The following is a 12913-nucleotide window of genomic DNA, read 5'->3' as shown; positions in this document are numbered from 1 at the left end:
GAGATCGCTTGTCCACGGATCCACAGCCGGTTGACCTGGCTCGATGCTGCCCCAGCAAGCAGGGCTGTGGACAGTTTCGGGACAACTTCACAGTCCCCAGGATGTGGACGGGAGAAAGTTGCCACATCTGTGGAGGACAGCCGTAACCCGGTGCCGAAATCGAACAGTGGGCGGGACACCGGAGGCCGCGAGGGTCGGCCCCCACCGGTCGGCAGGTACGCGAAGGCCGGTCGGCGGGCGCACGAAGAGGGGCGTTCCCGGATGTGCTCCGGGAACGCCCTCTGCGGGGGCCTGCGGGTGCTCAGCCGGCCTTGATGCGGTTGGTGAGCTCGGTGACCTGGTTGTAGATGGAGCGTCGCTCCGCCATCAGGTTGCGGATCTTGCGGTCCGCGTGCATCACCGTCGTGTGGTCGCGGCCGCCGAACAGCGCGCCGATCTTCGGCAGCGACAGGTCCGTCAGCTCACGGCACAGGTACATCGCGATCTGCCGTGCGGTCACCAGGGCGCGGCCGCGTGAGGTGCCGCACAGGTCCTCGACCGTGAGCCCGAAGTAGTCGGCGGTCGCGCTCATGATGGCCGTCGAGGTGATCTCCGGCGCGGAGTCGTCGCCGCCGGGGATCAGGTCCTTCAGGACGATCTCCGTCAGCCCGAGGTCCACCGGCTGCCGGTTGAGCGAGGCGAACGCCGTCACCCGGATCAGCGCGCCCTCCAGCTCGCGGATGTTCCGCGAGATCCGGGAGGCGATGAACTCCAGCACCTCGGGCGGGGCGTTGAGCTGCTCCTGCACCGCCTTCTTGCGAAGGATCGCGATACGTGTCTCCAGCTCCGGAGGCTGGACGTCGGTGATCAGACCCCACTCGAAACGGTTCCGCAGCCGGTCCTCCAGCGTCACCAGCTGCTTGGGCGGCCGGTCACTGGAGAGCACGATCTGCTTGTTGGCGTTGTGCAGCGTGTTGAAGGTGTGGAAGAACTCCTCCTGCGTCGACTCCTTGTCCGCGAGGAACTGGATGTCGTCGACGAGCAGGATGTCCATCTCCCGGTACCGCTTGCGGAAGCTGTCGCCCTTGCCGTCGCGGATGGAGTTGATGAACTCGTTGGTGAACTCCTCCGAGCTCACGTACCGCACCCGCGTGCCGGGGTAGAGACTGCGCGCGTAGTGTCCGATCGCGTGCAGCAGGTGGGTCTTGCCGAGCCCGGACTCCCCGTAGATGAACAGGGGGTTGTACGCCTTCGCGGGTGCCTCGGCGACCGCCACCGCCGCCGCGTGCGCGAAGCGGTTGGAGGCGCCGATGACGAACGTGTCGAAGAGGTACTTCGGGTTCAGCCGCGCGGTCGGCTCGCCGGGGCCGGTCGCCGGCGCGGGCTGTGCGGCCAGTGGGCCGGGCGCCCCGCTCGTGGGCAGGTTCGGGCCGACGGGGCCACCGCGGTGGACGTGCCCCGAGCCGGACGGGGGCTCGGGGAGCTCGCGGCGGGCGGTGTCGCGCTGGTCGTAGTCACCGCGGTCGTAGCCGCCCCGGTCGTAGTTACTGCGGTCGTACTCCGCGCGTGACGTCTCGTAGTCGGAGCGCTGCTGCTCGTAGGAGGGCCGTTCCATCGGCTGCGGACGGTAGTCCTGCGAGGGCGCGCCGCCGTAGCCGTCCGGGGAGCCGTAGGCGTTCTGCGAGGGCGAGGCGTACGGGTCGCGGTCGGGGAAACCGAGGCGCTGCTGATGCCAGCCGTACTCGTCCTGACCCGGTCGCGGCCAGGAGCTGGGCTCCGGGCGCTGGTACTCCGAGGGGTAGGCGGGGCGGGCGGTGGGGAGCTGGTCGCCGGGCGGTCCGGGGTCCTGGTCGGCGCGGCGCCGGCCATAGCCCTCGTACTGCTCGTGTTCCTGGCGGTCCTGCCGGTCCGGTCGGTCCTGCCGGGTGGGAGGGAACTCGGGCTCCTCGTAGCGCGGCTGGGGGCGGGCGGCCGGCGGAGCCGGGGGCTCCCCCGCGGAGTCGTCGACGGTGATGGCGATGCGGATGGGGCGTCCGCACTCGCGGCTCAGGCTTTCGCTGACGATCGGCGCGAGGCGGCCCTCGAGCACGCCCTTGGCGAACTCGTTCGGCACGGCGAGCAGCGCGGTGTCGGCGACCAGTGCCAGCGGCTGGCAGCGCCGGATCCAGTGTTCGTCCTTCCCCTCGACTCCCTGGCCCCGGCCCTCTCCGAGCAGCTCTTCCAGGACGCGTGGCCACACTGCGGCAAGATCGGCAGGTACGTCAGCCACAGGGCACGCTCTCTCACAGGTCCCTCGAACGTGTGATTCGGGGACGGGTCGGGGTTGTAAAGGGGGTGGTCGAGGGACAAAGGAACGAATCGGAGTTCCGTCACGGTAGTCAGGGCGGCCGGTGCTGTTCAAGTCGTTGTCCCCAGCCTGTGGACAAGTGTCTCCCCGAGGCTGCTGGTTTGACCGAAGGAGGCAGCCGCGCGTACCGTGACGAGGTCGAGTTGTCGATGGCTGCTGCCGCCTGCCTCCGATGGGCACAGATCGCGCAAGATGATCGGTCAGCGGTGCACTCGGGCGTAACGCGAGCTACTCGTGGGCGCACGGTGACAGCCAGGACGGCACCCCGCAATCAACGACATCTTTCTGGAGCCCCCGAGTGAGCAAGCGCACCTTCCAGCCGAACAACCGTCGTCGCGCGAAGACCCACGGCTTCCGGCTGCGTATGCGCACCCGTGCCGGCCGCGCGATTCTCGCGTCCCGCCGTAGCAAGGGTCGCGCCCGCCTGTCCGCCTGATCCCGATCAGGTCATGACGTCGTGCTGCCCACCGACAACCGGCTGAGGCGGCGCGAGGACTTCGCGACCGCGGTACGACGAGGACGCCGGGCCGGACGCAGGCACCTCGTCGTACACCTTCGCAGCGGTGTCACGGACCCGCATGTGCCTGGGGAGAGCGCTCCCCCGACACGTGCGGGTTTCGTCGTGAGCAAGGCTGTGGGTGGAGCGGTCGTGCGGAACAAGGTGAAGCGCAGACTTCGCCACCTGATGCGCGATCGAGTAGCCCTGCTGCCCCCCGGTAGCCTGGTAGTCGTACGAGCGCTGCCCGGCGCGGGCGACGCCGACCATGCACAACTGGCCCAAGACCTGGATGCCGCTCTGCAGCGGCTGCTGGGAGGGGGCACGCGATGAAGTACCCGCTGCTGGCTCTGATCAAGCTCTATCAGTGGACGATCAGTCCGCTGCTGGGGCCCGTGTGCAAGTACTACCCGTCGTGTTCCCACTACGGCTACACGGCCATCGACCGGCACGGTGCCGTCAAGGGCACAGCACTCACGGCCTGGCGCATCCTGCGGTGCAATCCGTGGTCGCTGGGTGGCGTGGACCATGTCCCGCCGCGCAAGCGCCCGCGGTGGCACGAAATGTTGCGTGACGCCTGGCGTGCACGCAAGGGCGGGCCTGCCTCCGCCGAACCGGCCACCGAAGGACAGACTTCTTCCGTAAGTCCGACGAGCCCTTCGAATCCGGCCGCAGAGACCTCGCCCCATGCCCAAGGAGCATGATTAGTGGACACGATTGCCAGCCTCTTCAGCTTCATCACGACACCTGTCTCCTGGGTCATCGTCCAGTTCCACTCCGTGTACGGGGCCATCTTCGGCCCCGACACCGGGTGGGCCTGGGGCCTGTCCATCGTGTCCCTGGTGATCCTGATCCGTATCTGCCTGATCCCGCTCTTTGTGAAGCAGATCAAGGCGACGCGCGCGATGCAGACGCTCCAGCCGGAGATGAAGAAGATCCAGGAGCGCTACAAGAACGACAAGCAGCGTCAGTCCGAAGAGATGATGAAGCTGTACAAGGACGCGGGTACCAACCCGCTCTCCTCGTGCCTTCCCATCCTGGCGCAGTCCCCGTTCTTCTTCGCTCTGTACCACGTGCTCAACAGCATCGCGTCCAACGACACCATCGGTGTGATCAACGAGCGTCTGCTGGAGAGTGCGCAGAAGGCGCACATCTTCGGTGCCCCGCTCGCGGCGAAGTTCACGGACAGCGCGGACAAGGTCGAAGCCCTCAACGCCTCGCTGACCGATGTGCGGATCGTCACGGCCCTGATGATCGTCTTGATGTCGCTGTCGCAGTTCTACACGCAGCGCCAGCTGATGACGAAGAACGTCGACACCACGGTGAAGACGCCGTTCATGCAGCAGCAGAAGATGCTGATGTATGTCTTCCCCGTCATCTTCGCCGTCTTCGGCATCAACTTCCCGGTCGGTGTCCTCGTCTACTGGCTGACCACCAACGTGTGGACCATGGGCCAGCAGATGTACGTCATCCACAACAACCCGACGCCGGGTTCGAAGGCGCAGGCCGCTTACCTGGAGCGCCTTGCCAAGCACGTCACCCACCACGGCAAGACCCGCAACCGCCGTGAGCGTGCCATCGTCAAGGCCATCATGGCCAAGGGCCGGGACCGCAACGAATACGAGCGCAAGTTCATCAACGGTCTGAGCAAGGCGGGCCTCGTGGCCCAGACCGATGGCGCGGTGATCAAGGGCGATGCCACGGCCGCCGCACAGGCCGAGGACGGCTCTACGGCCACGATCCAGACCGCGAAGCGTCAGCAGCCCAAGCGGCAGACCAAGTCCCAGCGGCAGGGCGGTGCGGCGAAGGCGGCTGGTGAGCCCACCTCGCTGTCCAAGCCCGAAACGCCTCAGGACGACGTCAAGCCCGCCGCCGCTGCCAAGAAGGGCAACGCGAAGTCCGGCGGAAGCACCCGCAGCAGGGCCCAGTCCGGACAGCGCAAGGGCCCGCAGCGGCCCAAGTCCCCGTCCAAGAAGTAAGAAGGAGTCCATCCCGTGACGGAAGGCACCACCTCCACCGCTGCCGAGGGCGCAGACACCCTGACCCGCCTGGAGCAGGAAGGTGAGATCGCAGCGGACTACCTGGAGGGTCTGCTCGACATCGCCGACCTCGACGGTGACATCGACATGGACGTCGAGGCCGACCGTGCCTCCGTCTCGATCATCAGCGACTCGGCCGGCCGTGACCTGCAGAAGCTGGTCGGTCGGGACGGTGAGGTGCTGGAAGCGCTCCAAGAGCTCACGCGTCTGGCCGTGCACCGGGAGACCGGGGACCGCAGTCGGCTCATGCTCGACATCGCGGGGTACCGCGCCAAGAAGCGGGCCGAGTTGTCCGAGCTGGGGGCGAAGGCCGCCGCCGAGGCCAAGAGCAGCGGTGAGCCCGTGAAGCTCGACCCGATGACGCCGTTCGAGCGCAAGGTCGTGCACGACGCGGTCAAGGCCGCCGGCCTGAACAGTGAGTCCGAGGGCGAGGAGCCGCAGCGCTTCGTCGTCGTGCTTCCCGCCTGAACGGTTCCACGTTCAACCGGCCCCGTCTGTTGCGCAGGCGGGGCCGAATTTTGTCAGCCTGATAGTTCTGTGGTGTCGGCGCCCGATGTCGGCACGCTACGGAAGGACGGTCCCCCGTGACGGAGGCAGCGGAGCTTCCCCCCGCGCCCGAGCAGGCTCGCGAGGTGTTCGGCGAGCGCTTCGCGGACGCGGTGCGTTACGCGGAGCTGCTCGCTGAGGCGGGCGTTCAGCGTGGTCTGATCGGCCCGCGGGAGGTGCCGCGCCTGTGGGAGCGGCATTTGCTGAACTGTGCGGTGCTCTCGGAAGTCGTGCCCGAAGGCGTCACGGTGTGCGATGTCGGTTCGGGTGCCGGTCTGCCGGGTATCCCATTGGCGCTGGTCCGCGAGGACCTCAAGATCACACTGCTGGAGCCACTGCTGCGGCGTACCACCTTCCTGACCGAAGTCGTGGAGCTGCTGGGACTGGACCATGTGACGGTCGTGCGTGGCCGGGCCGAGGAGGTCATGGGCCGGATGTCTCCGGTGCACGTGGTGACCGCACGGGCCGTGGCGCCCCTTGACCGCCTCGCCACGTGGGGCATCCCCCTCCTTCGGCCGTACGGAGAGATGCTCGCGCTCAAGGGTGATGCCGCCGAGGAGGAGCTGAAGAATGCGACCTCGGCGCTGAGCAAGCTCGGCGCCGTGGCGACATCGGTCGTGCATGTGGGTGAGGGTGTGGTGGATCCGATGTCCACGGTGGTGCGGGTCGAGGTGGGGGAAAGTCCCGGCGGTGTGCGCTTCGCGGCGAAGCGCGCGAAGGCCGCTCGCGCCGGGCGTGCACGGCGCCGACGCGGATAGAGGCGTGGTCTGCCGGGCTGCAGGACATCTGGCGGGCAGGCCTACCCCCTGAAGGGGCAGACGTACTCCACACAAGCTGCCGAACCTCCGTAGGCCGGAGTGTCGCGGCAGTGCAGCCCCGGCTGCTGTGCATCGTGTTTCACGTGAAACGTCGCTCCCTGCTGCACGGCATCATCAGTCGCGGTCGCGCCGCGGCCGAACCCCGCGATCGTAAGCCTCTCGGTTCACTCGGAGAGGGGCCTGCTCCCAACGAGACTTCGCCCCCCTCAGGGGGTGCGGAGTTGTCCACAGAAGTGGATTTCTCCACAGAACGTCAGGCCTCACTGGTTCACGACCCCGAAGACATGGGAGGCTCTGTTCATTGCGAGCCTGAAGTCGAGGAGAGTGAATCCACCTTGCGGTCCGACGCCAACATCGCGGGACCGATGACCGACCCGGTCCCCGGTCCCCGTGCCGAATCGATGGGGGCGGATGTTTCACGTGAAACACCGCCTCCTATGGACGACACTCCCATCGGTCGTGCTGCCCAGCTGGCGGTGGATGCACTGGGTCGCGCAGGCGAGGGCCTGCCACGGCCCGAGCAGACACGCCTCATCGTGGTCGCCAACCAGAAGGGTGGCGTGGGCAAGACGACGACGACCGTCAACCTCGCCGCGTCGCTTGCGCTCCATGGCGCTCGGGTCTTGGTGATCGACCTCGACCCTCAGGGCAATGCTTCTACGGCCCTGGGGATCGACCACCACGCCGAAGTTCCTTCCATCTATGACGTGTTGGTCGAGAGCAGGCCGCTGGCGGAGGTTGTCCAGCCGGTCCCCGACGTGGAGGGTCTCTTCTGCGCACCCGCCACGATCGATCTCGCCGGCGCGGAGATCGAGCTGGTGTCGCTGGTGGCACGGGAGAGCCGGCTGCAGCGTGCCATCCATGCCTACGAGCAGCCGCTGGACTACATCCTCATCGACTGCCCTCCGTCCCTCGGCCTGCTGACGGTCAACGCGATGGTGGCGGGACAGGAGGTCCTGATCCCGATCCAGTGCGAGTACTACGCCCTGGAGGGCCTGGGACAGCTGCTCCGCAATGTCGATCTGGTGCGGGGCCACCTCAACCCCTCCTTGCACGTATCGACGATCCTGCTCACCATGTACGACGGCCGGACGCGCCTTGCGTCCCAGGTTGCGGACGAGGTGCGTAGTCACTTCGGCGACGAGGTGCTGCGGACAAGCATTCCTCGCTCTGTGCGCATCTCGGAGGCGCCGAGTTATGGGCAGACGGTGCTGACCTACGATCCTGGATCGAGCGGTGCCCTCTCCTACCTTGAGGCGGCACGCGAGATCGCGCTGAGGGGCGTTGGCGTCAGCTATGACGCGTCGAACGCACACATCGGTGCACAGCAGAACGATCCGAGCATGGTGGAGGGCGTCCAGTGAGTGAGCGACGGAGGGGGCTGGGCCGTGGTCTTGGCGCACTTATCCCTGCTGCCCCGGCAGAGAAGACGGTCTCCCCGACCGTGACAGGAGGCGCAGCTTCCGCCTCTTCCGCCGCGCCTCCGGTGCTGTCGAACGAGCGCGGGGTGGCCGTGGCCAAACTGGCCGCACTTCCCTCTGTTCCACGTGAAACAGAGGAGTCGTCGACGCATGGCGCGGCGGAGATGCCCATGCCTCCCCTGGGGGCACACTTCGCGGAGATTCCCCTCGAATCCATCAAGCCGAATCCGCGCCAGCCGCGCGGAGTCTTCGACGAGGATGCGCTGGCAGAACTTGTCACGTCCATCAAGGAGGTCGGTCTCCTCCAGCCTGTCGTGGTACGGCAGGTCGGGCCCGCGCACTACGAGCTCATCATGGGTGAGCGCCGCTGGCGGGCGTGCCGTATCGCGGGGCTCGAAGCCATCCCGGCGATCGTGCGGGCCACGGAGGACGAGAAGCTCCTCCTGGACGCCCTTCTGGAGAATCTGCACCGTGCCCAGCTGAATCCGCTGGAAGAGGCAGCCGCCTACGACCAGCTGCTGAAGGACTTCAACTGCACGCATGATCAGCTGGCGGACCGCATCGGTCGTTCCCGCCCGCAGGTTTCCAACACCCTGCGTCTGCTGAAGCTCTCGCCGAGAGTTCAGAGCCGGGTGGCTGCCGGAGTGCTCTCCGCCGGGCACGCGCGGGCCTTGCTCTCCGTGGAGGACTCCGAGGAGCAGGACCGGCTGGCCCATCGGATCGTGGCCGAGGGTCTCTCGGTGCGGGCTGTCGAGGAGATCGTGACCCTGATGGGGTCCGGGCCGCAGAAGTCGCCGCGCTCCAAGGGGCCGAGGGCGGGTGCCCTGGTGTCTCCGGCGCTGTCCGATCTGGCCACCCGCCTTTCGGATCGTTTCGAGACGCGGGTGAAGGTCGACCTAGGCCAAAAGAAGGGGAAGATCACCGTCGAGTTCGCCTCCATGGAGGACCTCGAGCGCATTCTTGGCACTCTTGCTCCTGATGAGGGGCCGGTTCTGCAGAAGAGTCTTGTGGACGACGACTCCGTGGAAGATTTCTGAGGCTTCGGCTCGGTCAGCCGAACAGTCGCCCGTGGGCGGATCGTGTCCGGTATATCCCGGAAACGATCCGCCCTTTGCTTTCTGGCGGTATCGACGGAATCGCTTCATGGATACGATGCGGTGAGACAGGGTGTGCCCGCCGCCAGTACCTGAATCTTCGAGCGCAAGGCAGGGCCATGCGAATGATGAGCCGCACCGGACGGGTGGGAGCGGGGCTGGCGATTGCCGTCTTCGGAGGGTTCATCGGCAGCCTCCTCAAGGAGCGGCATGCTCTGGCAGCCGCCTGTGAGGCAGCAGGCGGAGGAAGCGAGGGACAGGCTTCATGGGGCGTCGGCTCGTACCGCTCACGCTGGACAACCTTCAAGACCTTCCCCGGAGCTGTCGCTCGTGTGTCTTCTGGGAGCTCGACCCCGTCAGTGGTGAGGCAGCAGTAACAGCGGGAACGGCGGCGGTCGAGAAGGAGTCGTGGATCTCGGCTGTGCTGCTGGACTGGGGGTCGTGCGGAAGGGTCGTCTATGTCGATGACCTCCCCGTGGGTTTCGTTCTCTACGCCCCGCCTGCTTATGTGCCGCGTGCCATGGCGTTTCCCACGAGCCCTGTGTCGTCTGATGCCGTGCAGCTGATGACCGGGTTTATCGTGCCGGGCTACCAGGGGCAAGGCTTGGGGAGGGTGATGGTGCAGACGGTGGCGAAGGACCTACTGCGTCGCGGGGTCAAGGCGATCGAAGCCTTCGGCGACGCGCGTTGGAAAGAGCCAGCCTGTGTTCTGCCCGCTGATCACCTCTTGGCGGTGGGCTTCAAGACGGTTCGTCAACATCCCGCGTATCCCCGGCTCAGACTGGAGCTGAGGACAACACTGTCGTGGAAGGACGATGTCGAGATGGCGTTGGACCGGTTGCTCGGAGCCGTCCAGAAGGAGCCGGTGTTGCGCCCCCTCTGATGTGCCACGTGCTGGTGCGCGTCATGCGAATGGGCCGACCCAGACGGGTCGGCCCATTCGTGTTTCACGTGAAACATGTGCCCCTTACGAGGCGGTCGACGCTCATTCGCTGATGAAGTCCTCGAGGTCGCGGACGATCGCGGCCTTCGGCTTGGCACCGACGATGGTCTTGGCGACCTCGCCACCCTGGTAGACGTTCAGGGTCGGGATGGACATGACGCCGTACTTGGCGGCCGTACCCGGGTTCTCGTCGATGTTCAGCTTGACGACCTCGATCTTGTCCCCGTACTCCGCGGCAATCGCTTCGAGGGAAGGGGCGATCTGGCGGCACGGACCGCACCAGGCGGCCCAGAAGTCCACCAGGACGGGCTTGTCACTCTTGAGGACGTCCTGGTCGAAGGAGTCGTCAGTCACATTCTTCAGGGTGCCGGCCACGGCGGGCTCCTTAACTGGTTGGTGCGTGGTGAGGGTGGAGGTCAGACAGAGGTCTTCTCGGGCTCGGCCTGCTCCCCGTCCGTGAGAGCGGCAAGGAACCTCTCGGCGTCGAGGGCGGCGGCACAGCCCGTACCGGCCGCAGTGATCGCCTGGCGGTAGGTGTGGTCGACCACGTCACCGGCACCGAACACTCCAGTGAGGTTTGTACGTGTCGAAGGCGCATCGACCTTCAGGTAGCCCTCTCCGTCCAGCTCCAGCTGGCTCTTGAAGAGCTCCGTGCGAGGGTCGTGCCCGATCGCGATGAACAGGCCGGTCACCGCCAGGTCCGAGAGTTCGCCGGTCTTGACGTTCCGCAGCTTCAGACCCGAGAGCTTCTGGTCACCCTGGACCTCTGCGACCTCGCTGTCCCAGACGAACGAGATCTTCGGGTCGGCGATGGCACGCTCCTGCATCGCCTTCGAGGCCCTCAGGGTGTCGCGGCGGTGGACGACCGTGACGGACTTGGCGAACCGTGAGAGGAAAGTGGCCTCCTCCATTGCGGTGTCGCCGCCGCCGATGACGGCGATGTCCTGGTCCTTGAAGAAGAAGCCGTCACATGTGGCACACCACGAGACACCGCGGCCGGCGAGGGCATCCTCGTTCGGCAGGCCGAGCTTGCGGTGCTGCGAGCCGGTGGCGACGATGACCGCCTTCGCCTTGTGAACGGTTCCTGCGGTGTCCGTGACGGTCTTGATCTCTCCGGTCAGGTCGACGGCGACCACGTCGTCCGGAATGAGCTCTGCCCCGAAGCGCTCTGCCTGGGCGCGCATGTTGTCCATGAGCTCGGGGCCCATGATGCCGTCCTGGAAGCCGGGGAAGTTTTCGACATCGGTGGTGTTCATCAGCGCACCACCGGCGGTCACGGCGCCCTCGAACACCAGGGGCTTCAGCGACGCACGGGCGGTGTAGAGGGCTGCCGTGTAGCCGGCCGGCCCCGAACCGATGATGATCACGTTACGGACGTCGCTCACGGCTTGTTTCCTCGTCTCTGGTCTGTGTCATCCGACCGGTGGGAGCTTCTGTCGGAACTCTCACCTCACCCAACGGATCCTAAGGGGCGAGCATTCCCGCTGTGCCTGAGCACACCGATGGAGCTGACGGACGCGGTTCTCAGGTGGGCGCGGGCAGGCACACACCGTACGAGATACCACTCAGGACGGAGACGAAGCGTCGACTGTCAGCCGCGGGCGTAGGAGCTCTTCAGCAGAACCTTTGCCGTGGTGGCCGAGGATGGGTTGCCGACGCAGGTGGCATCGACGATGTAGGCGGTCACACGGGTGTCGTCGGAGGGGTTGGGAAGTACTACCAGGATGGCTTTTCGCCCCTTGTAGATGCCCTGCTCTGTGGCGAGTGCGGCGTCATTGCGGCCGATTCCCTCACGGATGCATGCCGGGACCGCGGGTTGCTGGAGAACCCTGGGGCTGGCGGCTCCGGCCTCCGACTCCATTTCCAAGGTCTGCGGCGTGCGAGAGGATTCGCCCTTCCGCTGGTTCTGCGCGAGGAGATCGGAGACCTGCTTCCCCAGCTCACCCTCGGAGAATGTGTCCGAGGTCGTCTGCTGAACGCCACCCGGACCCGTTTCGTCGTTCTGGGACGTCACGAACAGCGTGCCGAGCCCCAGAGCCGCAACGGTGAACACGGTCCCCAGCACCGCGGCCCTACGGCGGCCACGTTGCATACGGCCCTTGCGACCTGGGCCGGTCGTGGAAGGGCGAGGACGCCCTGTGGGGCGGTCCGTCGGCGTCGATGTTTCACGTGAAACATGCGCGCGGTCCTCATCGGACTGGGGAGGGGAGACACCGGCCGGCTCTGCGACGTTCTCGGACCCCGGTGCCCTGGCCTGCAGCAGCGCTTCCGCGGCGAGCGCGGCGTCGATACGGCTTGCCACCTCGGCAGGCATACGCGGTGGACCCGGCATCGTGCCAAGCAGTTCCCGGATCTCCTCCAGCGACGCATGGACGTCTGCGCAGAGGTCGCACTCGTCCAGGTGTCGGCGCACAGCGGCGGTTCGAGTGGGCGGCAGGAGTCCCTCGGTGAGGTCGGAGATCTCCGTGACGTCTGGGTGTTCCGTCATGCCTGTCGTCGATGTCACGCTTTCCCACCTCCGCCCTTCACTGCCGCTGGGTCACTTGGTCCGGTATCCGGCGGATCCGGTCGACGCGGTCCCGCTGCGGATGGGACGGATGCCCCCTGCGGCCGGTTCCGTTCCTCACCCCGCTTCCTGCCGTCACCGCTCCCGTCCGGCCGTAGATGTTGCAGAAGGGGAAGGAGTCTGGCTCTGCCTCGAGCGCAGCGGCTCTTCACCGTGCCGGTGGGCACATCGAGGATGCGGGCGGCCTCCGCGACGGGGTAGCCCTGCATGTCCACCAGTACGAGAGCTGCCCGCTGATCGGGTGGGAGAGTTCCCATGGCCGCTATGAGCTGACGGTGCAGATCGTTGCGTTCCGCAGGAGCCGAGGCGGACTCGTGGGGCTCCAGCAGCTGCTCCAGGCGCTCTGTGTCGTCGACAGGGGAGGTCTTCCGGGATGCAGCCTTGCGCGCACGGTCCAAGCACGCGTTCACCGTGATCCGGTGCAGCCATGTCGTGACGGCCGACTGACCTCGGAAGGTGTGGGCGGCCCGATAGGCGGAGACAAGAGCGTCCTGAACCGCGTCAGCGGCCTCCTCACGATCCCCCAGTGTCCGCAGGGCCACCGCCCACAACCGGTCCCGGTGCCGGCGCACCAGCTCACCGAAGGCTTCGGGATCGCCCTTCACATGGTGGGCGAGGAGGTCCTGATCGCTTGCATCGTGGTGCGTGGTGCCGTCCGGCATCG

General features: G+C 66.7%; 14 protein-coding genes. 9 read left to right on the top strand and 5 right to left on the bottom strand.

Going from position 1 to position 12913, the window contains the following annotated elements; translation table 11 throughout:
* Positions 1 to 301: 301 nt before the first annotated feature.
* Entirely contained in the window at positions 302 to 2248 is a 1947-nt protein-coding gene (gene dnaA, locus DIZ27_RS02655) for a chromosomal replication initiator protein DnaA (protein WP_109376585.1), read from the bottom strand.
* Between the two features lie 376 nt (positions 2249 to 2624).
* Here dnaA and rpmH point away from each other — a divergent pair, with 376 nt between their 5' ends.
* From rpmH to DIZ27_RS02610, 9 genes are all read left to right on the top strand, one after another.
* Positions 2625 to 2762 (top strand): 50S ribosomal protein L34, encoded by a 138-nt coding sequence (gene rpmH, locus DIZ27_RS02650; protein ID WP_003956500.1) that lies wholly within the window; start codon positions 2625 to 2627, stop codon positions 2760 to 2762.
* Positions 2763 to 2783: 21 nt separating this feature from the next.
* Positions 2784 to 3155: a ribonuclease P protein component gene (gene rnpA / locus DIZ27_RS02645; RefSeq protein ID WP_109376584.1), complete on the top strand. Its 372-nt coding sequence runs from the start codon at positions 2784 to 2786 to the stop codon at positions 3153 to 3155.
* Complete coding sequence (gene yidD, locus DIZ27_RS02640; protein ID WP_109376583.1) at positions 3152 to 3526, top strand: membrane protein insertion efficiency factor YidD; 375 nt, start codon at positions 3152 to 3154, stop codon at positions 3524 to 3526. The genes rnpA and yidD overlap by 4 nt, the downstream gene beginning before the upstream one ends.
* Before the next feature lie 3 nt (positions 3527 to 3529).
* Positions 3530 to 4801, top strand: coding sequence for a membrane protein insertase YidC (yidC, locus tag DIZ27_RS02635; protein ID WP_109376582.1), 1272 nt, complete (start codon positions 3530 to 3532; stop codon positions 4799 to 4801).
* A 15-nt stretch (positions 4802 to 4816) separates the two neighbouring features.
* Positions 4817 to 5329: a R3H domain-containing nucleic acid-binding protein gene (locus DIZ27_RS02630; RefSeq protein WP_109376581.1), complete on the top strand. Its 513-nt coding sequence runs from the start codon at positions 4817 to 4819 to the stop codon at positions 5327 to 5329.
* A gap of 116 nt (positions 5330 to 5445) precedes the next feature.
* The gene (gene rsmG, locus DIZ27_RS02625; RefSeq protein ID WP_109376580.1) at positions 5446 to 6165 is read left to right on the top strand and encodes a 16S rRNA (guanine(527)-N(7))-methyltransferase RsmG; all 720 of its coding nucleotides are present in this window, start codon (positions 5446 to 5448) and stop codon (positions 6163 to 6165) included.
* A 344-nt stretch (positions 6166 to 6509) separates the two neighbouring features.
* Positions 6510 to 7589, top strand: a complete 1080-nt coding sequence (locus tag DIZ27_RS02620; RefSeq protein ID WP_109376681.1) for a ParA family protein — start codon at positions 6510 to 6512, stop codon at positions 7587 to 7589.
* Positions 7586 to 8683: a ParB/RepB/Spo0J family partition protein gene (locus DIZ27_RS02615; RefSeq protein WP_109376579.1), complete on the top strand. Its 1098-nt coding sequence runs from the start codon at positions 7586 to 7588 to the stop codon at positions 8681 to 8683. Before DIZ27_RS02620 ends, DIZ27_RS02615 begins: the two co-directional genes overlap by 4 nt.
* A 322-nt stretch (positions 8684 to 9005) precedes the next feature.
* Entirely contained in the window at positions 9006 to 9623 is a 618-nt protein-coding gene (locus DIZ27_RS02610) for a GNAT family N-acetyltransferase (protein WP_109376578.1), read from the top strand.
* Between the two features lie 102 nt (positions 9624 to 9725).
* Here DIZ27_RS02610 and trxA read toward each other — a convergent pair whose 3' ends face one another.
* The 4 genes from trxA to sigM form a co-directional block, all read right to left on the bottom strand.
* On the bottom strand, positions 9726 to 10058 hold the full coding sequence (gene trxA, locus DIZ27_RS02605; protein WP_109376577.1) for a thioredoxin: 333 nt from the start codon (positions 10056 to 10058) through the stop codon (positions 9726 to 9728).
* Between the two features lie 41 nt (positions 10059 to 10099).
* On the bottom strand, positions 10100 to 11068 hold the full coding sequence (gene trxB, locus DIZ27_RS02600; protein ID WP_109376576.1) for a thioredoxin-disulfide reductase: 969 nt from the start codon (positions 11066 to 11068) through the stop codon (positions 10100 to 10102).
* A gap of 206 nt (positions 11069 to 11274) precedes the next feature.
* Complete coding sequence (locus DIZ27_RS02595; RefSeq protein WP_109376575.1) at positions 11275 to 12189, bottom strand: anti-sigma factor; 915 nt, start codon at positions 12187 to 12189, stop codon at positions 11275 to 11277.
* Positions 12186 to 12911 carry an RNA polymerase sigma factor SigM gene (gene sigM / locus DIZ27_RS02590; RefSeq protein ID WP_109376574.1) on the bottom strand — a complete coding sequence of 242 codons (726 nt, stop codon included), beginning with the start codon at positions 12909 to 12911 and terminating at the stop codon, positions 12186 to 12188. Before sigM ends, DIZ27_RS02595 begins: the two co-directional genes overlap by 4 nt.
* Positions 12912 to 12913 lie beyond the last annotated feature (2 nt).

This window comes from Streptomyces sp. NWU339, from assembly GCF_003143855.1.
Taxonomy (GTDB): domain Bacteria; phylum Actinomycetota; class Actinomycetes; order Streptomycetales; family Streptomycetaceae; genus Streptomyces.
This window is presented reverse-complemented; position numbering and strand designations above follow the sequence as displayed.